The 23,711-nt window shown below is 65.2% G+C and carries 16 protein-coding genes; 8 read left to right on the top strand and 8 right to left on the bottom strand.

Annotation, left to right across the window (positions count from 1 at the left end; all coding sequences use genetic code 11):
• Positions 1-11: 11 nt before the first annotated feature.
• Both AC5P8Y_RS02000 and AC5P8Y_RS01995 read right to left on the bottom strand, forming a co-directional pair.
• Positions 12-785: a C40 family peptidase gene (locus tag AC5P8Y_RS02000; protein WP_033835315.1), complete on the bottom strand. Its 774-nt coding sequence runs from the start codon at positions 783-785 to the stop codon at positions 12-14.
• Positions 786-916: 131 nt separating this feature from the next.
• A complete protein-coding gene (locus tag AC5P8Y_RS01995) occupies positions 917-1,495 on the bottom strand; it encodes a C40 family peptidase (RefSeq protein WP_181453284.1) in 579 nt (192 codons plus the stop codon).
• A 73-nt stretch (positions 1,496-1,568) separates the two neighbouring features.
• Between AC5P8Y_RS01995 and AC5P8Y_RS01990 the strand changes: the two genes are divergently transcribed.
• The 7 genes from AC5P8Y_RS01990 (at position 1,569) to AC5P8Y_RS01960 (ending at position 8,187) form a co-directional block, all read left to right on the top strand.
• The gene (locus AC5P8Y_RS01990; RefSeq protein ID WP_012480915.1) at positions 1,569-2,051 is read left to right on the top strand and encodes an FKBP-type peptidyl-prolyl cis-trans isomerase; all 483 of its coding nucleotides are present in this window, start codon (positions 1,569-1,571) and stop codon (positions 2,049-2,051) included.
• A gap of 99 nt (positions 2,052-2,150) precedes the next feature.
• On the top strand, positions 2,151-3,395 hold the full coding sequence (locus AC5P8Y_RS01985) for a DUF418 domain-containing protein (protein ID WP_111108556.1): 1,245 nt from the start codon (positions 2,151-2,153) through the stop codon (positions 3,393-3,395).
• Positions 3,396-3,398: 3 nt separating this feature from the next.
• A complete protein-coding gene (locus tag AC5P8Y_RS01980; RefSeq protein WP_012480913.1) occupies positions 3,399-4,649 on the top strand; it encodes an NAD(P)/FAD-dependent oxidoreductase in 1,251 nt (416 codons plus the stop codon).
• The gene (gorA, locus tag AC5P8Y_RS01975) at positions 4,646-6,004 is read left to right on the top strand and encodes a glutathione-disulfide reductase (protein WP_076739740.1); all 1,359 of its coding nucleotides are present in this window, start codon (positions 4,646-4,648) and stop codon (positions 6,002-6,004) included. Before AC5P8Y_RS01980 ends, gorA begins: the two co-directional genes overlap by 4 nt.
• Positions 6,005-6,163: 159 nt before the next feature.
• Positions 6,164-7,084: a DMT family transporter gene (locus AC5P8Y_RS01970; protein WP_111188172.1), complete on the top strand. Its 921-nt coding sequence runs from the start codon at positions 6,164-6,166 to the stop codon at positions 7,082-7,084.
• On the top strand, positions 6,991-7,419 hold the full coding sequence (locus AC5P8Y_RS01965) for an MGMT family protein (protein WP_395760173.1): 429 nt from the start codon (positions 6,991-6,993) through the stop codon (positions 7,417-7,419). The genes AC5P8Y_RS01970 and AC5P8Y_RS01965 overlap by 94 nt, the downstream gene beginning before the upstream one ends.
• Positions 7,420-7,512: 93 nt before the next feature.
• A complete protein-coding gene (locus tag AC5P8Y_RS01960) occupies positions 7,513-8,187 on the top strand; it encodes a rhomboid family intramembrane serine protease (protein WP_111188171.1) in 675 nt (224 codons plus the stop codon).
• Between the two features lie 50 nt (positions 8,188-8,237).
• Here the strand turns inward: AC5P8Y_RS01960 and AC5P8Y_RS01955 are convergent, their stop codons facing one another.
• Both AC5P8Y_RS01955 and AC5P8Y_RS01950 read right to left on the bottom strand, forming a co-directional pair.
• Entirely contained in the window at positions 8,238-9,821 is a 1,584-nt protein-coding gene (locus AC5P8Y_RS01955) for a phytoene desaturase family protein (RefSeq protein WP_111188170.1), read from the bottom strand.
• 76 nt (positions 9,822-9,897) lie between these two features.
• A complete protein-coding gene (locus tag AC5P8Y_RS01950) occupies positions 9,898-10,392 on the bottom strand; it encodes a VOC family protein (protein ID WP_049403590.1) in 495 nt (164 codons plus the stop codon).
• 318 nt (positions 10,393-10,710) lie between these two features.
• On the opposite strand from AC5P8Y_RS01950, the gene AC5P8Y_RS01945 reads away from it, so the two are divergent.
• Positions 10,711-13,734, top strand: coding sequence for a TonB-dependent receptor (locus AC5P8Y_RS01945; protein WP_111188169.1), 3,024 nt, complete (start codon positions 10,711-10,713; stop codon positions 13,732-13,734).
• 130 nt (positions 13,735-13,864) lie between these two features.
• On the opposite strand, the gene AC5P8Y_RS01940 is transcribed toward AC5P8Y_RS01945, so the two are convergent.
• From AC5P8Y_RS01940 to AC5P8Y_RS01925, 4 genes are all read right to left on the bottom strand, one after another.
• Positions 13,865-15,874, bottom strand: a complete 2,010-nt coding sequence (locus AC5P8Y_RS01940) for a M13 family metallopeptidase (RefSeq protein ID WP_033835305.1) — start codon at positions 15,872-15,874, stop codon at positions 13,865-13,867.
• Between the two features lie 222 nt (positions 15,875-16,096).
• Entirely contained in the window at positions 16,097-18,199 is a 2,103-nt protein-coding gene (locus AC5P8Y_RS01935; protein WP_111188174.1) for a M13 family metallopeptidase, read from the bottom strand.
• Between the two features lie 170 nt (positions 18,200-18,369).
• Positions 18,370-20,397: an alpha/beta hydrolase family protein gene (locus AC5P8Y_RS01930; RefSeq protein ID WP_164133458.1), complete on the bottom strand. Its 2,028-nt coding sequence runs from the start codon at positions 20,395-20,397 to the stop codon at positions 18,370-18,372.
• A 91-nt stretch (positions 20,398-20,488) separates the two neighbouring features.
• Complete coding sequence (locus AC5P8Y_RS01925; RefSeq protein ID WP_049451979.1) at positions 20,489-23,461, bottom strand: TonB-dependent receptor plug domain-containing protein; 2,973 nt, start codon at positions 23,459-23,461, stop codon at positions 20,489-20,491.
• Positions 23,462-23,711 lie beyond the last annotated feature (250 nt).

Here is a 23,711-nt window from a genome sequence, read left to right as displayed (position 1 = left end):
AACCGGCCAGATCAGAGATCGACCCGGCGGGCCTGCATGAACTTGTTGCCCCAGTAGCCGCTGAGCAGGGTGTCCACGCGCACGTCCTTGCCCGAGCTCGGTGCGTGCAGGAAGCGGCCATCACCCACATAGATGCCGACGTGATCGACGCGGCCCTTGCGGCCGAAGAACACCAGGTCACCGGCGGCCAGCGCGGTGCGGTCGTTGATCAGTTCGGCGTTGTCGTCGTGTGCCATTTCGCGCGAGACGCGCGGCAGCTCAATGCCCAGGGCCGAGCGGAACACGTAGCCGACCAGACCACTGCAGTCGAAGCCGCTGTCCGGGTTGCTGCCGCCCCAACGGTATGGGGTGCCCAGCAGGGTCATCGCGCGACGCAGCAGCGACTGCACCTTGCCATTGTCGGCCGCGGTGCCGACAACGCTGCCATTGGCAGCGCTGCTGGTGTCGTAGTTGGCGAGGAGGCGGCTGAGGTCACCGGCCACCACGGCCGAGCGGTCCATCAGCGGAATGGTGTCGTTGGCGGCCAGGTGAGGCAGCAGGGCGGCCAGGGTAGCGCTGGCGGCGGCGTCGACGCGGCTGCGTTGGGGGGCGGCAGCCTCGGCCTTGGCGGCCGGTCGGGCGATGCTCTCGGCCACCGGGGCCGGGCTCACATCGGAACGGTTCGGAGCAGTCTGCGACCAGGCCGGAAGGCTGGTCAGACACAGTGCCAGGCCAAGCAACAGCGGGCGGGCACTACGTGAAGATACGGAAGTCTGGCCTTCGCTTTTCAGGTCGTCAGTCGTCACGCGTCGGTCACAGGAAAAAAACGATGGGGCATCATGCCCTGTAAAAGCGCGAATAAGTTAAAAATTCCGTTAGTAATTCGTTAGTTGCATGGTGATGTTCGTCACAGTTTTGAACATATTGCCTGTTCATTTTAGCGAAGGACGCGTTTCGCCCCTGTGTAGTGGTCCTTCCAGTAGGGACCGCTGAGCGAGTCGAGGCGCACGGTGCCGCCGGTGCTCGGCGCATGCACGAAACGCCCTTCACCGACATAAATGCCGACATGGGTGACGCTGCCGCGGCTGCCGAAGAACACCAGGTCGCCGGTGGCCAGGCGCTGCGGATCGATCTTCGGACCCTGTACCGCCGCCAGGTCGCGCGAGGTGCGCGGCAGCCGCAGGTCCAGCATCTCGCGATAGACATAGGCCACCAGGCCGCTGCAGTCGAAGCCGGAATCCGGGGTGTTGCCGCCATAGCGGTAGGGGGTGCCGACCAGGCTGATGGCACGCATCAGCACCGAGTTGGCCGCCTCGGGGTTGTCCGGCACGGTCTTCGGCCAGTTCGCGGTCGGCGGAGGCGGAGCGGGGCGGGTGGCCTTGCCGCCGCCGCAGGCGGTCATCAGCACGGGCAGGGCCAGCAGCAGGGCCGGGGCGAGGAGCCGGCGCAGGCCGGACGAAACTGGCGTGATGTGCATGTTCTCCGGATAATGCGCCACCTTGGGATTGGCCGTCATGATGGCGGCGTCCCCGCCGGGCGACAACCCGCCCCAACCCGCCTGCCTCCGGCAGATCCAGACAGAGTTGCGCATGAAGATCGAAAAAGACCGCGTTGTCCGCTTCCACTACACCGTTTCCGAAGTCGGCCAGGAGCCGATCGAATCGTCCAAGGACCGCGGCGAGCCGCTGGCGATCCTGATCGGCCACGGCAACATCATCCCGGGCCTGGAAAACGCCATGATGGACAAGGAAGCCGGCGCGACCTTCAGCGTTGACGTCAACGCAGCCGATGCCTACGGCGAGCGCCGCGAGGGCCTGTCCCAGCGCGTGCCGAAGAAGCATTTCGGCAACACCAAGCTGGCTCCGGGCCAGCAGGTCGTGCTGCAGACCAACTTCGGCCCGCGTGCGGTGACCGTGCAGAAGGTCGGCATGAGCGTCGTCGACGTCGACCTGAACCATCCGATGGCTGGCAAGGACCTGCACTTCGACGTGGAAATCGTCGATGTGCGCGAAGCCGGCAAGGAAGAGATCGACCACGGTCACGTCCACGGCGACGGCGGTCACCACCACTGATCGCAGCGCGATCATGATGGCAGCAACGGCCCGCTTCGGCGGGCCATTGCGTTTCTGGAACACGGCGCGGCCATCCATGGCACGCGGGCCGGCGGCATAATGGCGGACCTGCCCGACGGACGCCCCGTGAACGCCGCTTCTCCTTCCCTGCAACCGGTGGCTTCCGGCGAACGCATCGCCGTGCTGGACGTGCTGCGCGGTGCTGCGCTGCTGGGCATCCTGCTGATGAACATCGAGGCCTTCAGCGGACCGCTGGACCTGGCCTTCACCGGCATCGACGTGCATTGGCAGGGTATCGACTACTGGGCCGATGCCTTTGTCTACGTATTCGTGCAGGGGAAGTTCTTCACCCTGTTCTCGTTGCTGTTCGGCGCCGGCTTCGCGGTGATGGCGCAGCGCGCCGAGGCGGCCGGGCGTGACTTCACCCCGTTCTACCTGCGCCGCAGCGCTGGCCTGCTGCTGATCGGCCTGTGCCACGCGCTGCTGGTCTGGTCCGGCGACATCCTGGTGATGTACGCGTTGGTCTCGTTGCCGTTGCTGGCCTGCCGCGAGGCGCCGCGCAGCTGGCTGCCGTGGATGGGCGTAACGGTCTATCTCGGCGGTGTGGCGATGATGCTGCTGGTCGGCGCGATGGTGTCGATGGCTTCGGCGGAGGACGTGCGGAAGATGCTCACCGACGCGCAGCAGAGCATCGATCTGCAGCGCCTGGTGTACGGGCAGGGCAGCTGGATGCAGGCCAATGCGCAGCGGCTGAGCGAGTTCGGCACGTCGATGGGGGCGATGCTGATCACCGGCCCGGAAGTGCTGGGCATGTTCCTGATCGGCAGCTGGTTTGCCGGCAGCGGCGCGCTGGCCACGCCGGATCGCTTCCCGCGGCTGTATGCGGTGTTGCGTTGGGGGGCGCTGCCCTTCGGCCTGCTGGTCACGCTGCTGGGTGTTGCCTGGAAGCCGTATCTGGCGCCGGGCGCTTACGATCTGCCGGTTACGGCGGCGATGGCGCTGGTGACGATCGGCGGCCTGCTGATGTGCCTGGGTTACCTGGCCTGGATCGTACACTGGCGCGCGCGGCTGGGCTGGCTGGCGCCGGTCGGGCGCATGGCGTTGACCCATTACCTCGGCCAGTCGCTGCTGTGCACCTGGCTGTTCTACCACTACGGCCTGGGCGCGTTCGAAACGATGCCACGCAGCGTGCAGTTGATGTTCGCGCTGCTGCTGTTCACCGCGCAGGTGGGCATCTCGCACGTATGGCTGCGCCGCTTCCGCTTTGGGCCGATGGAATGGCTGTGGCGCGCGATGACCTACCGGCAGTGGCCGCCGATGCGGCGCGGGGCCGGCCAGGGCTGATCGATGCAGGGCGCGCGCGAGGATGTGATCGTGGTCGGCGCCGGTGCCATTGGACTGGCTGCCGCACTCGCGCTGCGTGCACAGGGCCGGCAGGTACGCGTGATCGACCGTGGGCGTGTCGGCGGCGCGACCTCGCATGGCAACTGCGGCACCATCACCCCCAGCCACGCGCCACCGCTGGCAGCGCCCGGCGTGCCGTTGCGCGCGCTGCGCTGGATGCTCGATCCGCGTGCGCCGCTGTACGTGCGTACACGCCTGGACCCAGCATTGTGGCGCTGGCTGCTGCAGTTCGGGGCGCGCTGCAACGCACGCGACTGGCTGCACGCCACGCGGGCACGCGGCGCATTGTTGAATGATTCACGGCTGCGCCTGGCGCAGTGGGTGCAGACGCATGCGCTGGACTGCGAGTTCGAGGCGCGCGGTCTGGACTATGTGTTCGGTGACGCCCGCAATTTCGATCACCACGCTGCCGAGTGTGAGGCGCTGAACGCACAGGGCATTGCCTCGGCGCGCATCGATGGCACCGACTACGCGCGCGACAATCCGGCGTTCCATGATCGCCTTGCCGGTGCGATCCACTTCCCCGGCGATGCCCAGCTGCGTCCGGACCGCTACACCGCCGAACTGGCGCGCGTGCTGCGCGCACAGGGCGTGGTGATCGAAGAACAGTCGGACGTGGAGGTTTTCAGCGCCGACGCGCAGGGTGTGCGCGTGCGTGCCGGTGAACGCATGCTGCAGGCGCGCGAGCTGGTGCTGGCGACCGGGCCGTGGTCACCGCGCTGGGCGCGGCAACTGGATCTGCGCGTGCCGATCCAACCCGGCAAGGGCTACTCGCTGACCTGGTCACGACCGGCGCAGGTGCCGCAGCGTCCAGTCGTGCTGAAGGACCATTCCGTGTTCGTGATCGCCTGGCGCGAAGCGCTGCGGCTGGGCGGCACCATGGAATTCGCCGGTGCCGATCCGCAGCTGCGCACGACCCGCCTGCAGGCCTTGCAGCAGGCCGCCGACCACTACCTGCGCGCGCCACGTGGTGCGCGGCTGCAGGAGCAGTGGTGCGGGTGGCGCCCCATGAGCGTGGACGACGTGCCGTTGATCGGCCGCGCGCCCGCGCATCCTCACGTCTGGCTTGCAGCGGGGCATGGCATGCTCGGCATCAGCATGAGCGCCGGCACCGGCCAGCTGATCGCCGATCTCGTCTGCGGCCGCACGCCGGCGATCGATCCTGCCCCTTACCGACCCGAGCGATTCCGATGAGCACTGCACCCTATGATTACGACCTGATCGTCCTTGGCGGTGGTTCCGCCGGCCTGGCTGGCGCGATCCGCGCCGCGCAGCACGGCAAGCGCGTGGCGCTGCTGGAGCCTGGTGAACTGGGCGGGACCTGCGTCAACGTCGGCTGCGTGCCGAAGAAGGCCATGTGGCTGGCGGCCGACCTGCACGAGCGCATCGGCCTGGCCAGTGCGATGGGTTTCGATGTCAAGGCACGCCCGGCATTGTCGTGGAAGGAGCTGGTGATCCATCGCCAGGCCTACATCAGCAACATCCACACCAGCTACCACAAGCGCCTGGACGAAACCGGCGTGGTGCGCATTCCGGCGCGCGGTCATCTGCTCGATGCGCATACCGTGGCCTGCAGCGATGGCGTGCGTTACAGCGCTGAACACATCCTGATCGCCACCGGCGCGCACCCGCTGCGGCCTGACATCCCCGGTGCCGAACTGGGCCTGGTCTCCGATGATTTCTTCGATCTGCGCGCGGCACCGGCCGAGGTGGCGATCATCGGTGGCGGTTACATCGCGGTGGAGCTGGCCGGCCTGCTGCAGGCACTGGGCAGCAAGGTGAGCCTGCTGGTGCGTGGCCAGCGGCTGCTGGATCGCTTCGATTACGAGCTGACCGATCAGCTGGCCGAGAACCTGAAGCAGCAGGGCGTGCGCATCCATTTCGGCTATCGCCTGCGCGAACTGCAGCGCGATGGCGAACGCGTACGTGCATTCGGCCATGATGGCCCGCTCGACAGCGTGTTCGACGCGGTGTTCTTTGCCACCGGCCGCCGTGGCAACAGCCGCGATCTGGGCCTGGAAGCGCTCGGCATCGGTATCGGCGAACACCAGCAGGTGCAGGTGGACGAATGGCAGACCACGTGTGTGCCGAGCGTGCACGCGGTGGGCGACATCGCTGGCAAGGTCGGCCTGACCCCGGTGGCGGTGGCCGCTTCGCGGCGGCTGATGGACCGCCTGTTCGGTGGCCGCCCGCAGTCGAAGATGGATTACGAGAACGTGGCCAGCGTGGTGTTCTCGCATCCACCGCTGGGCGCGGTGGGCATGAGCGAAGAAGAGGCGCGCGCGCGGTTCGATCAGGTGAGCGTCTACCACAGCCGTTTCCGTCCGATGCTGCAGGCGCTGGCCAATGGCACCCAGCGCAGCCTGTTCAAGATGGTCTGTGCCGGTCCGGAAGAACGGGTGGTGGGCATCCACCTGCTGGGCGAAGCGGCCGACGAGATCCTGCAGGGCTTTGCGGTGGCGGTGAAGATGGGCGCGACCAAGGCCCAGTTCGACGACACCGTGGCGATCCACCCGACCTCGGCCGAGGAAGTGGTGCTGATGCGCTGAGCTGGACGGTTTTAGAGCCGATCCTATGCTCGGCTGCGTTCTGTGCAGACAGGGGCAGCCGAGCGCAGGCTCGGCTCTCCAGGTCACCAGGCGCACCCATGCGACAATGGACGCCCTTGCGCCTTCCCTGGCCGCCCCGTGCGGCCCGCCGTCGTCCTGATGTCCAGCCCCGCTTCCCGTATCGCCACCGCTTCCCCACGCATCGCGCTGGGAGGCATCGGCCTGGCCGCGATCGGCGCCATCGCCGCCTCCGGCAAGGCCATCATCGTCAAGCTCGGCCTGCGTCACGGCGTGGATGCCACCACGCTGCTCGCCCTGCGCATGCTGATGGCGCTACCGCTGTTCGTACTGATGGCACTGTGGTCCGCGCGCCGGGCCGAGCCGCTGTCCTGGGCCGACCGTGCCCGCGTGTTGTGGCTGGGCTTCACCGGCTACTACCTGTCCAGTCTGCTCGACTTCCAGGGCCTGCAGTACATCAGCGTGACCCTTGAGCGCCTGATTCTTTACTTGAACCCGACCCTGGTGCTGCTGATCAACGTGCTGCTGGCGCGCCAGCGGCCCGGTCGGTGGCAGATCGGCGCGCTGGTGCTGAGCTATCTGGGCGTGCTGCTCGCCTTCGGCCACGATCTGCAGCGCGAGGGCGGGCAGATCATCGTCGGCAGCCTGCTGGTACTGGGCAGTGCGCTCAGCTACGCGCTGTACCTGTTCGGCAGTGGGCAGGTGGTCGCACGCATCGGCGCGGTGCGGTTGACCGCCTATGCCAGCTGCGTGGCCAGCGTGCTGGTGCTGCTGCATTTCGCGGTGACCCATCCGCTGCCGTTGCTGTGGCAGGCACCGGCGCCAGTGCAATGGCTGTCGCTGGTCAATGCCACCGTGTGCACGGTGCTGCCGGTGCTGGCGATCATGCTGGCGGTGCAGCGCGTGGGTTCGTCGCTGGCCGCGCAGGTCGGTATGCTGGGCCCTGTTTCCACCATCGTGATGAGCCTATGGCTGCTCGACGAACCGATGGGGCCGGCGCAGATCGCCGGCACCGTGCTGGTACTGATCGGCGTACTGCTGGTGACCCGCCTGCGGCGCTGACACCGGAGCAGGCGCGTGCGCGCATCCTGGCGGTGATCCGCGCGATCCCCGTAGGGCAGGTGATGGGTTATGGGCAGGTAGCGATGCGCGCGGGCCTGCCCGGGCGTGCGCGGCTGACCGCGCGCATCCTGGGCCAGAACGACGACCCGGACCTGCCTTGGCACCGCGTGCTGCGCTCGGATGGGCGAATTGCCATGGAAGAAGGGTCGGCCGGATGGCGCGAGCAGTCACAGCGGTTGCGCGCGGAGGGCGTGGTGGTGGAGAACGGCCGGGTGCGGATGCCGGCGGCTGATCCGGCAGCGGCACTGGATGCCGCTGTGTGGGGCCCGGTCTGAGCACCGCTGGCGACTGAACAGGCCGGACCTGAGGGCCGCCAACAAGACACGGTGCTGCGGCTATGATGGAGGCCGTTCCATGCCGGTACTCCCATGTTCCCGCGACTGCCAACCGTCACCAAGGCCCTGCTGATCGCCAATGCGATCCTGTTCCTGCTGCAGCAGCAGTTCCTGCTCGGCATGCAGACCTTCGAGCCGTTCATGCTGCAACCGCTGCAGCAGGGCTTCGATGCGTTCTCGCCGGGCGGCAACTTCCAGCCGTGGCAGCTGCTGACCTATGGCTTCCTGCATGGCAGCTTCGGCCACCTGTTCTTCAACATGCTGGCGGTCTTCATGTTCGGCGCGCCGCTGGAGCAGACCTGGGGCGAGAAGCGCTTCCTGCTGTATTACCTGGTGTGCGTGGCTGGTGCAGGCGTCTGCCAGCTGCTGGTGGGCACGCTGCTGGAAAACCCGGCGACGGTGCTGGGCGCCTCCGGTGGCGTGTTTGGCCTGCTGCTGGCCTACGGCATGCTGTTCCCCAACCAGCGGGTGATGCTGCTGTTCCCGCCGATCCCGATGAAGGCGCGGACCTTCGTGATCCTGTTCGGCGTGGGCGAACTGGTGCTGGGAATGACCGGCTGGCAGCCGGGCGTGGCCCATTTCGCGCACCTGGGCGGCATGCTGTTCGGCTGGTTGCTGATCCGTTACTGGCGCGGGCAGCCGCCGTTCAACAAGCGCCGCCCGCCCGGCCCACCGAAGCGCCCGAACCATCTGCGCAGCGTCAAATGATCCGAAGGATCATTTGACGCCGTAGGTGCCGACCGTTGGTCGGCACACCGCTACAGGTCCCGCAGCACCACCTGCGCCGCATTGTGCCCCGGTGCACCGGTGACACCACCGCCGGGATGGGTACCCGACCCGCACAGATACAGGCCGGGAAGGGCGCCGCGATAGCCGGCCTGGCCGACCATCGGCCGCGCCGAGAACAACTGGTTGGCGCTCAGTGCGCCGTGGAAGATGTCGCCGCCGACCAGGCCGAAGGTGCGTTCCAGATCGAGCGGGGACAGCACCTGACGACCGAGCACGCTGTCAGCGAAGCCGGGCGCATAGCGTTCAACGGTAGCGATCATCAGGTCGGCTACCGTCTCGCGGTGGTCATCCCAGTGACGCCCATCAGGAAGTACCGGCGCCACGTGCTGGCAGAACAGGCTGGCCACATGCTGCCCGGGCGGTGCCAGTGAATCGTCCAGCGTACTGGGTATCAGCATTTCCACGATCGGTTTGCGCGACCAACCGTCGCGGCGCGCATCCAGCCAGGCGCGATCCATGTAGTCCAGGCTGGGTGCCATGATGATGCCGGCACTGAGGTGATCGCCCGGACCGGGCAGGGCGCGGAACTCCGGTAGCCGCGACAGCGCCACGTTCATCCGGAAGGTGCCGGAACCGCAGCGCCAGTTCGTCATGCGTTCGCGTGTGGCAGCCGGTACCTGCGCCGGCTCCAGCAGCTGTTCGTACAGCAGCTTCGGATTGACGTTGGCGACCACCGCGCGTGCACACAGGGTTTCGCCGTTGGCCAGTTCCACCCCCACGGCGCGGCCCTGTTCGGTCAGTACCCGTCGCACGCCGGCATCCACGCGCAGTTCCGCGCCGGCCTCGCGCGCGGCGCTGGCGATGGCCAGGCTGATCGCGCCCATGCCACCCATCGCATGGCCCCATGCACCCTTCACGCCATTGCACTGGCCGAACACGTGATGCAGCAACACGTAGGCGCTGCCCGGTGTGTATGGACTGGCATAGTTGCCGACGATGCCATCGAAGCCGAACAGCGCCTTGATCGGCTCGCTCTCGAACCAGCGGTCCAGGTATTCCGCCGCCGACAGCGTGAACAGGTCCAGCAGCTCCTGCCGCAGCGGTGCATCCAGCGCCGCCAGTTCGCGGCCGAGCTTCCCCATCTGCCAAAGTGCGGGCAGGCCGCGCCAGCCGCCGGCGACGCCGATGTCCGGTGGCGCGCGGAGAGCCCACGCGCGCAGTACATCGGCGAAGATCTCCAGGCGTGCTTCGTACGCTGGCAGGCGCTGTGCATCCCGCTCGGAGAATCCAGCGACTTCGGCCTGGGTGCGGCCAGGTGCCGACAACAGGTAGCGGTCGTCGGGCAATGGCAGGAAATTGTTGGCCGGGCGCGTGACAATGCGCAGCCCATGCGCATGCAGTTGCAGGTCTTCGATCACCTTCGGTTGCAACAGCGACACCGTGTACGACGCCACCGAGTTGCGGAAGCCGGGATGGAACTCCTCGGTGACCGCCGCTCCGCCGAGCACGCCGCGCCGTTCAAGGACCAGCACGTTCTTTCCGGCCTTCGCCAGATAGGCCGCACAGACCAGGCCGTTGTGGCCACCCCCGATGATGATTGCATCCCAGGACATCAGCACCTCAAAAAAAGGGGACGGAGGGGATTAAGTCGCAATTCGCACAGGGTCGGCAGCGGTGGGCAGAAACGACTTAATCCCCTCCGTCCCCTTTTTCTATTGCCGCTTCGATGGTGGCGATGTCGATCTTCTTCATCGGCATCATCGCGTTGAAGGCGCGCTTGGCCAATGCCTTGTCCTTGCTGGTCACTGCTTCGATCAACATGCGCGGGCTGATCTGCCAGGAGATGCCCCAGCGATCCTTGCACCAGCCGCATTGGCTTTCCTGGCCACCGTTGCCGACGATCGCATTCCACAGGCGGTCGGTCTCGGCCTGGTCCTCGGTCTGGATCTGGAAGGAGAACGCTTCGCTGTGCTTGAACGCGCTGCCGCCGTTGAGGCCGACGCAGGGAATGCCGCAGACGGTGAATTCGACGGTCAGCACGTTGCCTTCCTTGCCGTCGGGGTAGTCGCCAGGTGCGTGATGCACGGCGGTGACCGCGCTGTCGGGCAGGAGGCTGGCATAGAAGGTGGCGGCCTCGAGCGCGCCGTTGTCGTACCAGACACAGATGGTGTTCTTGTGTGCCATGTCGGGGCTCCGCGATGGACGAAGCCGCAGCGATAGCACGCCGGGTGTTAAGCCGGGATGGGTATCACGGTGACCGGAGACTGGGGGGGCGGTAACGGGTGGAGCGGGCTGCAAGCGGCTGATTAATAAACAAAACTTGAACAAAGTTCATGTTTGTATCAAAACTTTTCCTTCAATTTCAATTGGTTATTTTTGTTCAGCCGCCATTGCAAATTAAGAATTGATGAAATTAATATTTGGTTCAGCTACATGGGGCTGTCGCTTCCGTGCAGCAATTCTGCAACTGCAGCCTGATCTTCACCGAATCAAGGAAACTCCATGACCAGCAGCAAGCACGTCGCAAGGTTGAAGCGTACCGCCTTGGCGGTCGTCCTGACTTCTTTCATCGGCGCCGCAGCCGCGCAGAGCACGACCGGTTCGTTGTACGGCAGTGCGCCTGCCGGCACGACCATCGTCGTGCAGAGCGATACGGGCCTGAAACGCTCGGCGACCGTCGACAGCAATGGCCGCTACAACCTCGGCTCGTTGCCGGTGGGCAAGTACACCATCATCCAGCAGCGTGACGGCCAGACCGTCGATCAGCGCGAGAATGTTCTGCTGAAGGTCGGCGTTGGCACCGAGGTGTCGTTTGCCGGTGGCAGCAGTGCCGCCACCACGCTGGAGGCCGTGAACGTCGTCGCGGCGAATGTGCCGAAGATCGATGTCACCAATACGGTGTCCAAGTCGGTCATTACGTCCGAGCAACTGGATGTGTTGCCACTGGGGCGTAGCGCCGAAGCCATCGCATTGCTCGCGCCAGGTGTTGTCGCAGGCAGTGGCGCGTTCAGCAATGGCTCGCGTTCGGTGCTGTCTTTCGGTGGTTCCAGTGTTACTGAGAATGCCTACTATCTGAATGGCTTCCTGGCCAACAATCCGCTCAGCAACCTGGGTGGTATCAGCCTGCCCTATGGGTCGATCGACCAGCAGGAAACGTTCATGGGCGGCTACGGAGCCGGATACGGGCGCTCCACCGGTGGTGTGATCAACCAGCTCGGCAAGCGCGGCACCAATGAATGGCATTTCGGCGTGCAGGCCACCTGGGCCCCGGACTCGCTGTCGGCGTCTGCGGCCACTGTCATCTATCCCAATCGCCAGCTGCCAGATGGATACAGCTACACCGATGACTCGTTGCCTGGTTCGCTCTATCGCTACCGCAAGGACGATGTCGCCACGCGTACCACCTACAGTGGCTATGCCAGTGGCCCGCTGATCGAGGATCGTCTGTTCATTCACCTGGCTGCGGAAAAGGACCGCACCGAAGGTGTGTCCACGAACAGCTCTGCAGCAACGCAGCAGGTGCGCAACCACTACACCATTGATGCGCCGAAGTTCTATGGAAAGATCGACTGGAACATCAACGATAGCAACACGCTGGAATACACCCGCGTGCAGAACACCGATCGCAACGGTGGCTACTACCGATCGTTCGACTACGAGGACCTGGCCGAAGGTGATCGCACCGGCACGTTCCCGAATACCACGAAGCTCAAGGACGACTTTGACATCTTCAAGTACACCGGCTACCTGAACGATGACCTGACCCTGAGTGCGGTATGGGGTCGCAGCAAGGAGAGCAATCTGGAGTCGAATCCGCTGGATACGGCCAACCCCTATCTCAGCGGCCCGGGCAATCAGGATCCGTCCATTACCGGTGGCCGCCCCATCCGCAACGACCAGTCGGCGCTCTATACCAAGTCGTCAGATGCGGGCAGCAAGACCCGAGGCCTGCGTGTAGACCTGCAGTACCGCATCGGCAACCACGAGCTGACCGGTGGTATCGATAACATGTACTTCCAGGGGCATAACGAAGGTCAGGCGATGACCGGGCCGGGGTATGCCTGGATCTATGGTCGTGTTGATCCGGCCTCGTCGCCGAATCCGGGCTTTGATATCACCCCGCCGGGCGGCAATGGCTACTTCGTGCAGAAGTACATCTTCTCCACGACCACCAGCATGTCGGTCAAGCAGAAGGCCTACTATCTGGAGGACCGCTGGCAGGTCACGCCGAACTGGTTGGTGACCCTCGGCATCCGCAATGACAAGTTCACCAACTACAACAGTGCGGCCAAGCCTTACGTCGACAGCGGTGACCAGTGGGCGCCGCGTCTGGGCGCGAGCTGGGATGTGTTTGGCGATTCGTCGCTGAAGGTGTTCGCCAACCTGGGCCGCTACTACCTGGCGTTGCCCAACAGCGTTGCCATTCGTGGTGCTTCCGCCTCGACGTTCACCCGCGAGTACTTCACCTATAGCGGAATTGATGCCAACGGCAACCCGACCGGGTTGACCGCTCTGGGCCCGGGCCCGGTGTCAGCCAACAATGAATATGGCCAGACCCCTGATCCGTTGTCGATTGCGCCGACCGACCTGAAGTCGCAGTACCAGGACGAGCTGATCCTTGGCTTCGAGAAGACGCTGGGCGAGCGCTGGAGCTCCGGTGCCAAGTTCACCTATCGTCGCCTGCAGACGGCCATCGACGATACCTGTGACTCCGATCGCATCCACGACAAGCTTGCCGCGATGGGCGTCGACGACAGCAATCTCGATGTCCCGGGCTGTGTGATCTTCAATCCGGGCAAGACCAACACCTTCATGATCCGACACGCGGATGGCTCGGGTTACACGCCGGTGCAGATGAGCTCCGCCGACTGGGGTTACGGCAACAAGAAGGCCAAGCGTGACTACATCGCCGTCGATCTGTTCATCGAGCACCCGCTGAGCGACAAGTGGTACGGACGTCTGGATTACACCTGGTCGCGCAGCTTCGGCAATACCGAAGGCCAGGTGAAGTCGGATATCGGCCAGGATGACGTCTCCAAGACCCAGGACTGGGATGCCGCGGCACTGATGGAATACGCCGGTGGCTATCTGGCGAACGACCGCCGTCACCAGCTGAAGGGCTATGGCGCCTATATGTTCAACGACGAGTGGTCGGCGTCGGCCACCCTGCGGATCATGTCGGGGGCGCCGAAGAGCTGCCTGGGCTACTACGGCACCGATGAGAGTGATCCGCTGGGCTACGACGCGGCCTATCACTATTGCGGTGGCAAGCCGTCGCGTCCGGGTGACGCCGGCCGGCAGCCCTGGACGACCCGCCTGGACCTGGGCGTGATGTATCGCCCTTCGTTTGCCGATCACAAGCTGGCTTTCAGCCTGGATGTTTTCAATGTGCTGAACCAGCGTCGCGCGGTGCAGTCTGACGCGGTCTATGAAGATGGCCCCTACACGGTGTCCAACACCTACGGCATGGGTACCTACTTCAGCGCACCTCGTTCGGTTCGTGTCAGTGCGTCCTACGACTTCTGATCGCAGCACCTGATCGATCTCTCCAGAAAACGACCTGGACCCCGGCCATGCCGGGGTCCCTTTTTGGGGTCGCCAAGCGAAAAAAGGGCGCCCGAAGGCGCCCTCTGCATTACCAGTTGCAGCAGTTAGCTCAGCGCCAGACCTTGATCTGCTCGGCTTCGCTGCGCTGCATCGGCTGGCCGGCCTTGCAGCTGAAGGTGGCACCGAACGCCGGCAGGTTGGCCAGCGTGCCGTTGCTGCGCCACAGGCCCGGTGCACGGATGTCGGCGGTCAGGCGACGCACGGCCTCGTTCGGCGACAGCTGCTGCGCCCACAACGCCGACCATGCGCGGAAGAAGCTCTGTTGCTGTGCCGGCTTGGCCTTCGGCTCCTGCGCGGTGTACGCGGCCCACGCCAGTTCCAGGCCGGCGATGTCGGCCAGGTTCTCTTCCTGGGTGAGCGTGCCGTTGACCTTGGCACCCTTCACGCCCGGGAAATCGTAGGCGCCGTACTGCGCGGCGACGCGGTTGCCGAGCAGGGTCCAGGCGGTCTTGTCGGCCGGCGTCCACCAGCTGCGCAGTTCGCCCTTGGCATCGACCAGTGCGCCCTTGGCATCGATCGCACGGGTCAGCTCGTGGCCGACCAGGCCACCGAAGCTGCCGAACTTGTCGGCAGCGTCGGCCTTGGCGTTGAACACCGGCCCCTGCAGGATCGCAGCGGTGACGATCAGGCGGTTCTGCGCCAGGTCATAGGCCAGCGACGGCTGCTGCGGCAGCACGTCCCAGCGGCGGTCGGCGTTGCCCTTGCCGATGCGCTTCATTTCCTCACGGTGGCGCCAGGTCGACGCGATCAGCATGTTGCCGCCAAACGAACCACGGCCCATCGGCTGCACGCTGTAGTCGAGATCACGCAGCGGGGTACCGATCTCGATCTTCAGCGCGGCCAGCTTGGCCTGCGCTTCGGTCTTGGCTTCGGCACTCATCCAGCTGCTGTTCTTGACCGCTTCGATCTGCACTTCGCGCACCTTGTCGACGATCCATGCGGCCTGGCGACGGTCTTCGGCCGACAGGTAACGGGCGGCGTATTCGCGACCGAGCATCGGGCCGGCGGCCACGTTGATCGCCTCCAGCACGTCTTCCCAGCGCTGCGGCGGCAGGGTTTCGCCACGCAGCACGCGGCCGCGGAATTCGAATTCGGCGTCGCGGTAGGCCTTGGACAGGTAGGGCGCCATCGAGTCGCCCACGCGCCAGCGCAGGTAGGCCTTCCACTGGTCCGGCTTGAGCTTGGTGACCATGCCATCGAGCTGCTTGAACAGGCCCGGGTCGGCCAGCGAGACCAGATCGTCGTCCACGCCCTGGGCCTTCAGGAAGGCATCCAGCTGCAGGTTGCGGTAGCGGCTGTTGAGCTCCTTGGTGGAGATCGGCGCGTAGTTGTTGAACGGGTTGTTGATGCCAGCCAGCGACTGCGCGTTGCGCGCCAGTTCGGTTTCCAGTGCGATCACCGATTGCGACTCGGCATCCAGCTTGGCGGCCGGAGTGCCGGTCAGTGCCAGGATCTGCTTGACGTAATTGCGGTAGCGGCCCATCAGCGCCACGGTGTCGGCGTCGGTGCGGGTATAGAACGCCGGGTCCGGCAGGCCCATGCCGCCCTGCATGAAGTAACCGATGTGGCGGTCCAGCGCCTTCAGGTCCACGTCCGGGCCGAAGTTGAAGGCCACCGGGATGCCGACCTGGTGCAGCGCGGCGATCGAGGCCGGCACATCCTTGGCCTTCTTGATGGCGTTGATGCGGGTCAGCAGCGGGGCGATCGGATTGGATCCGTCGGCTTCCACGGCGGCTTCGTCCAGGCCGCTGGCCCAGAAGTCGCCCAGAAGTTTCTGCACGTTGCCCTGCGGCGCCTTCATCGCTGCGTCGAGCAGTTCACGCTGCTGCTGGCGGCTGCGGTCGACCAGCTGGCCCAGTGCGGTGGTGGCACCGGTCTGCGGCACCGGGTTGGCCTTCAGCCAGCCTGCGTTGGTGGCGTCATAGAAGTCGCTGCACTGGGCACTGACAGCCGGGGCGCGGGCGGCCTTCTTCTTGGCGGCGGCGAACGCATCGTGGGTCGGGACCAAGGTCGCCAGGCTGATGCCCAGGGCGATGGCAAGCGGACGGAAATTGGGCATGTGGAACGAATCCGTGATGGATTGAGGGCGCGCGCACTATAGCAAGCCGGGCATCGACGCGGCATGCACGCATCACGCTGCTTTCGCCGGCCAGGGGCGGCCGCTACCGGGGAGCGCCGAGATCAGTGGATCCACGCCATGCGTGGATGAAAAGCACCCCGGAAAAACAAAGGCCCGGGAATTCCCGGGCCTCTGCAGGTGTGCCGCGGCGTCAGCTGTGGCTTACCAGATCACCACCTGCTGGTCGCCGCTGCGGGCCATCGGCGAACCGGCCTTGCACTGGAACGCGGCCGCGAAGGTCGGCAGGTTCGACGGCGCACCCATGGCGCGGAACTGCGCCGGGGCGTGCGGGTCGGTCGCCAGGCGGACCTTGGCGTTCTCCGGGGTGTACTTCGTGCGCCACACGGTGGCCCAGTTGAAGAAGAAGCGCTGGTCGCGGGTGAAGCCGTCCACCTTCGGGTCTTCCTTGCCGGCGCTGGCCTTCTGCAGGGCATCGTAAGCAGTGGCCAGGCCGCCCAGGTCGGCGATGTTCTCGCCCAGGGTCAGGTGGCCGTTCACCGCCTGGCCGTCGACCTTGTACTGGTCGAACTGCTTGACCAGCTTGCCGGTCAGGCCTTCGAAGTTCTTCTTGTCAGCGGCGGTCCACCAGTCTTCCATGTTGCCGGTCGGCCCGAAACGTGCGCCCTGGTCGTCGTAACCGTGGGTCATTTCGTGGCCGATCACCGCGCCGATGCCGCCGTAGTTCAGCGCGTCGTCGGCCTTCGGATCGAAGAACGGCGGCTGCAGGATGGCGGCCGGGAACACGATCTCGTTCTGCAGCGGGTTGTAGTAGGCGTTGACCGTCTGCGGGGTCATGCCCCACTCGGTCTTGTCCACCGGCTTGCCGATCTTGGACAGGTTGAACTTGTAGTTGAACTCGTTGGCCGCGCGCACGTTGCCCAGGAAGCTGTCGCGCTGGGTCTGCAGGCCCGACCAGTCACGCCACTTGTCCGGGTAGCCGATCTTCGGGGTGAAGGTTTCCCACTTGGCGATGGCCTTGGCCTTGGTTTCATCGCTCATCCAGCTCAGGCCCTGGATGCGTTCCTTCAGCGAGGCGGCCAGGTTCTTCACCAGTTCTTCCATCTTCGCCTTGGCTTCCGGCGAGAAGGCCACCTTCACGTACAGCTGGCCGAAGGCTTCACCGGCGTCGTTCTCGATGGTGCCCAGAACGCGCTTCCAGCGCGGCTTCTGTTCCTTCTGCCCGTTGAGGGTCTTGCCGTAGAACTCGTAGTTCTCCTGCACGAAGGCATCGGCCAGGTAAGGCGAGGCGCTGTCCACGGTGTGGAAGCGCAGGTAGGCACGCCACACCGACGGATCGGTGTCGCCCAGCGCCTTGCTCACTTCCTCATGGAAGGCCGGCATGGCCAGCGAGAACTTCTCCGGTGCGGCCACGCCCTGCGACTTGAAGAACTCGGTCCAGCTGAAGTTCGGGGTCAGCTTGTCCGCGTCGGCCACGGTGACCGGGTTGTAGTACAGCTCGACGTTGCGCGACAGTTCGACGCGCGACTTGGAAGCCTTGGCCAGGCGGGTCTCGAACTTGACCACGTCCTCGGCCTGCTTGGCAGCGTCGGCAGCGGCGACGCCGGACAGCTCCAGCACCTTGGCGACGTGCGCCTGGTAGGCCTTCAGCTTGTCGGCGTTCTTGGCATCGGTGTAGTAGGTGCTGTCCGGCAGGCCCAGGCCGCCCTGGCTGGCGTAGGCCATGTTGACGGCCGAGTTCTTGAAGTCGGCTTCGGCGCCGAAGCCGAACAGGACGTTGTCGCCCTTGGCGGCGCTGGTGCGCAGGTAGTTGGCGATGGCCGCCTTGTCCTGCAGGCCATCGATCGCGGTCAGGTCGGCCTTCAGCGGTTCGATGCCCTGGGCGTTGATCTTGGCCTCGTCCATGCCGGTGGCCCACAGGTCGCCGACGATCTTCTCGATGTGATTCGGGGTCTTCACCTGTGCCACCTGCTCGGCCAGCTGGTGCTGCACGGCCACCGAGCGCTCGTCGAGGATGGTGAAGGCGCCCCAGCTGGTGCGGTCGCCCGGGATCTCATTGGCGGCCAGCCACTTGCTGTTGACGTAGTCGCCGAAGGCGCCGCAGGCGTCCTTGGTGGTATCGAGGTCGCTGGGCTGGAAGGCGTTGTAGGCCGGCAGCTTGCTCTCGTCCAGGGTGTAATTGGTGGCTTCGGCGGTAGCCGGCGTGGAGGCGGTGGCGTCCTTGGCCGGGGTTTCGTTCTTGCCGCAGCCAACCAGCGCGGCCGAAACGGCCAGGGTCAGCAGCACGATCTTGGGAGTACGGGTCACTTTGATGGCCTCCAGGCCGAGTGAGTCAGGGAAGGGCCGCAGGGACGGCCGTGGGCCGAACGATACGCCGCCGGCCTGCCCTGCAAGGGTGTCGAAGGTCATGGCCGGGCGCAAGGGCCAGAACGAGCAAGGGCGCCCGGTGGGGCGCCCTTGCTTGGGTAACGCATCGATTACAGGCCGTCGCCGCCGCAGCCCTTGCCGAGATAGTCGTCGATCAGGTGCAGCTGGTCGGCCATGATCTTCCGAGTCCAGGCCGGACCGTGCGCATAGTCGGCGATGGCATGGAACTCGACCGGCTGCCCCGAGCTCTTGGCCTTGTTCACGAACCACTCCGATTGCTCGATGGGCACGGTACGGTCGCGGTCACCGTGGTAGACCATCAACGGAATCTTCATCTCGCCCGCCTTGTCCAGCGGGTTAAGGCCTGCAACGGTCGGCGCCTGCGCCTGGCGGAAGAACGGATTGGTGTAGAAGCGCGACCAGATTTTCTTGATGTCCGAGACGCCGGCGCCGGCAATCGCGCACTTGTACAGGCCGTTCGGGCGAACCGAGGCGGCAAACGCCGAGTATCCACCATAGGAGAAGCCGAACATGGCGATGTGACCAGGCCGGGCGATCTTCTGGTCGACCATCCACTGCGCGCCATCATCCTTGTCGTCCTGCATCTTCTGGCCCCATTCGGCGTCACCCGCCATCCACAGCTTGCGGCCCCAGTCAGCCGAGCCGCGGAACTGCGGGCGCAGTACGGCCATGCAGCGCGACGCCATCAGCGGCACCCACATCGAGCCATCGAAGTCGATCCCATCGCGGGCCCAGGGACCGCCATGCGGGTGCACGACCGCCTTCCAGGGGCCGGCGCCACACAGTTCGGTGTTGGGCGTGGTCAGGAATGCCGGGATGTCCAGCCCGTCGCGGGCCTTGTAATAGACCAGCTTCGTATCGCCCAGGGCCGCAGGCTGGATGTCCGGATAGGTCTTGGCCAGCAGGGTCAGCTTGCCGTTGCGCAGCAGGTGGTACTCGGGTGGGTTGGACGGGCCCGACGTGACCACCAGCACGGTGGACAGGTCGGGGGTGTAGTCCACCACCTGGTAGCTGCGGCCAGTGTCGTAATTGGTGGTGAAGCGCTGGCCATTGGCGGTGTCGACCATTTCCAGCGGTTGCTGCTGGATACCCAAGGCCTGGCGAAGGCCCTGGTCCAGCGCCTTCATTTGCGGCGACGTCCACTGCTGGTCGTCACCGCGCGGGCCCGCATAGCGGATGCCGAGGATCTCGCCGAACGGGATCGCGCCGTTGCGATAGCGGTTGATCGACATCGAGCTGGCGTTGAACAGCTTGTGTTCGTACAGCACTTCCTTCTGCTTGCGGGCGGCGATGTCGTACTCGTACACGATCGCCTTGTCACGGCCGACGTTGCTCAGCACGAAGGCGATGTTCGGGTCATCGGCAAAGCCGATCACCTGGTTGACGTCGCGGTTCTTCACATAGGAGCGGAAGTGCTCTTCCCACGCACCGCTGCCAGTGTTGCGGAACTCGGTAGCGACATAGGCGCCGGTTCCGTCCACGTCCTGGCGCAGGCGTGCACGCAGCTCGCTGTCCAGGTCGGTGACATAGCCGGCCACACGTTCCTCGGTCTTCTGCACGCGCTGCGAGGTGAAGCTGCGCAGGTCGACCTTGTAGACATCGCCGGAACTGCCGCCACTGCCGTTGATCACCAGAATGTGGTCCGGATCATTGGGAAGCGTGTCCAGCACCGTCGGGTTGGACAGCGCCTGCTCGAGTTCCTCGCTGCGGCTGCTGGCACGCGGCGGCGTAATGGGCTCTTTCCACTGCTTGCCCTCGATGTCGGTGATGAAGAACTTGCTGACGAAGGTCTTGGTCACGCGGTCGGTGCGCAGGTCGAAGGGCTGCCACAACACCACCGCCAGCTGCCCGTTCTTGATGAACGAGACGCTCTGGAACTTCATCCGGTTGGCGCCGATCACCGTCGGCGGCTTGTCCAGCGCATCGGTACGCCAGACCACGATCACGCGCTCTTCGCCATCGGCGCGCAGGCCGGCGATGTGCTGGCCGTCCGGTGAGAGCGACAGGCTGGAGATGGCAGGGAAGGCCGCCAGTTGTTCGACGGTTGGGGCGACAGGTTTGGCATGTAGCCAGGGGGAGATGCCGGCCAGGGCCGCCAGCAGCAGGGTTCGCTTCATTGCTTGCCTCGATCTCGGGACGATCCCGGCGCAAGGCCGGGGCCGGAAACGAAACCGCCGCCCCGAAGGGCGGCGGTGGGTGACAACAGGATCAGAACGAGCGGGTGATGTTCACGAAGTACGTGCGGCCGAAGTAATCGAAGCCGCTGTACAGGGGCGCGTTGCCAACCGTGCTCAGCACGCCCTGCGAAATGGTCGGCGGCTTCTTGTTGGCAAGGTTGCGCACGCCGCCGGTGACCGACCACTTGTCCGCTTCATACTGCAGCGAGGCTGCCTGGATGAAGTAGTTCGGGGTGTACATTTTGTACTGGCTGGTGGCCGGATCGAACAGGCCCGGGTTGCGCTCCTCGTAGTAGGCGTAGCTGTCCATGTTGTCGATCCAGTCCAGACCGTAACGGACGCGCCAGTTCTTCCACTTGTAGTTCAGGTCCAGGGTGGCGGTGTTTTCCGGCGAGCCGATCATGCCGGCCGAGTCGACCTTCGGATCGTCCGAGAACAGCTGGCTGGTCTGCTCGAAGTAGTGCGTGCCCTGCAGCGTGGCACGGAACTCGCCCGGGCCGATGTCACGCACATAGCGCAGGGTGAAGTCCAGGCCGCGCACCTTGTTGGTAGAGACGTTGATGAAGCCGTTGGTGACCGTCAGCTGGTTGGTCTGCGGGTTGCGCTGGATCAGGCGGCACAGGCCGTTGCCCGCAGTGAAGTCTGCGGTGGAGCTGCCGTAGCAGTTGCGCAGGATGGCGGCGCCGCCTGCGTCCTGCACACCGTTCTCGACCTTGATGTCGAAGTAGTCCAGGGCCAGCGACAGATCGCCGAAGGCTGGGCCGAACTCCGGCTGCAGCACCACGCCGAAGGTCTTGGCGGTGGAGGTTTCAGCCTTCAGGTTGTTTTCCGCGCCGCCCTGGGTGTAGACGGTGATGCCTTGCAGCTGGGTGAACTCCGGATCCAGGCCCAGCGACGCGCAGTTCTGGTAGCGCATCGATTCCGGGCGGGCCTCAATGTAGTTGTCGCAGGGGTCGGACGACTGCGGCAGGAAGCCGGTGGTGGCGCCCAGGAACTGCTCGAACAGGGCTGGTGCGCGGTACGAGGTGCCGTAGGATGCACGGAACGACAGCCACTTCACCGGGGTCCACAGGGTGCCAATCTTGTAGGTCTCGTCGGAACCATAGGACTTGTAGTCGGTATAGCGGCCGGACAGGTTGACCGACAGCTCCTCAGCGCCGGTAACACCGGACAGCAGCGGCAGTTCCAATTCGCCGTAGGCTTCGAACACCGAGTCGCTGCCGCGGGTCGGCGAGGAAGCGGTCAGGTTGTACAGGTCCTGGTCAATGGAGTACTGCGACGGGCTGTCGTCGATGCGGGCCTTGCGGTACTCCACACCGAACGCGCCGCCGGCCGAGCCATACGGCATGTCGAACAGCGGGCCATTGACGTTGAAGTTGACCGTGGTTTCCTTGTACAGCGTGTTGCCGGTGACCGGGACGAACACCCAGTCCTTCCAGTCCTGCGGCAGGCGGCCGCCGATGGTGTTGTTGTTCACCGGGGGGGCGGCGACGCAGCCGTTGGAGGCGTCACGGCAGACGAAGCCACCGGCCCCGTTTGAGACCACGTCCAGGCTCTGCGCCAGGCGGCTGGTCAGGAAGCTCTGGAAGGTGTAGTCCGCATCGCTGCGCGAATGCATGATGTTGAAGTCGTAATTCCATTCCGAGCTCAGGTGGCCACGCAGGCCGGCGTTAAAGCGCAGGAAGTCGACCTTCTGCTTGCTCTGGTCGTTGCCGAAACCAATGAAGGCACGTACGCCCATCGGCACGCCATTGGTCTGGTCGGTGGCCGGGCCCGCAACGCTGTCGCGGAGGTTGGCCGGGATAAGCGGATTACCCACTGCATAGTCCAGGGTCAGCTGGCGATAGCCGGTCTGGGTCGACTTGCGGTGGTTGCCGAGGAACTCGTAGTACAGCTCAGCGTCGCCCAGTGCGTTCAGGTCGAAGCCGCCCTGGAAGTAGGCGGTGTGGGTCTTGACCGGCGAGATCAGCGACTGGTTGAGCATCTGCGGGTCGAAGGTGTCGCGGTTCAGCGCACCCACGCCTTCGTAGCCAACCAGGCCGGTGGTGACCGACGAATTCGGGCGCCAGCGGTTGAAGCGGGTGCCGCTGCCCCCCGGCGCGGCGACGCCGGTACGGGTGTTGGTGCCAAGCGTGTTGATGGTCACGCCGCCGCCGTCGAGGGTGTAGCACTTGGACTTGCCGGTCAGCGGATCGATGAAGTCGCCGCTGCCCCAGTAGTCGCCGGCATCGATGTCGCGATACTTGTCGGTGGCGCAGCGGGTCCAGTCGCGGTCGCCAAGGTTAAGTGCGTTGCGCACTGTGTACTCGTACGAACCGGAGAAGTGCGAACGCTCGCCGGTGGTGCCGAAGGTCAGCGCATAGCGACGTTCGTCGCCGCCGCCGCCGTCGGTCGCATTGTGCTGGCCTTCGAAGGTGACGCCGTCGACCTTCTTCTTGGTGATGATGTTGATCACGCCCGCGACCGCGTCGGAGCCGTAGATCGAGGAGGCGCCGTCCTTCAGGATTTCGACGCGGTCGACGATCGAGTTCGGCAGCACGTTCAGGTCCGTCGAGCCGACCGAGCCGCGCGAACCGGCCGGCGAGACGCGGCGGCCGTTGAGCAGGATCAGGGTGCGGGTCGGGCCGAGGCCGCGCAGGCCGAGGGTGTTGGCGCCGGGGCCGCCGTCGGTGACGTAGCCACCGTAGGCGTTGTTGATCTGCGATGCACCTGCGGTCACCGCGGTGCTCTGCAGTGCGGCGGTGGTCGAGTTGAAGCCGGCCAGCGTGGTTTCCTCACGGGTCACGACCTGGACCGGGGACACCGAGTTGAACACGTCGCGGCTGATGCGCGAGCCGGTGACGGTCACCGTGTCCAGGTTGGTTGCCTTCGACTTGGCCGCTTCCTCAGCGGTCTGCGTCGCGGCGCCATCTTGGGCGATCGCCGGCGCCGCTGCGGCGAGAAGCACGGCGGTAGCGAGGGCAAAGCTCAGCGGATGCCGGCCGAGCGACTTGCGATTGATCATCTGAAATCCCCTTGAATCCAATGATTGCGTCGTACACCGGGGACTTGCCTTGCGGGCGTCTCCGTGTGCCCCGTGCCCGGTCCCGGCAGTACCCTGCCGCCTCCCGGCGTTACCGGCTTCACCTGCCGGTAACTCGAGATTAACACGACATTAACTGATGCTGTCAAACGTTCATAAGGGAGTCATCAAGCTGTGGTCAGGAGCCTCTTCGCTCTCCGTGTACTTCGATCTAAATTGATACAACCTATTG

Source organism: Stenotrophomonas sp. YJH_SMC_12-1 (genome assembly GCF_059370935.1).
Note: the sequence above shows the minus strand (reverse complement) of the source record. Positions and strands in the feature narration are given on the sequence as shown.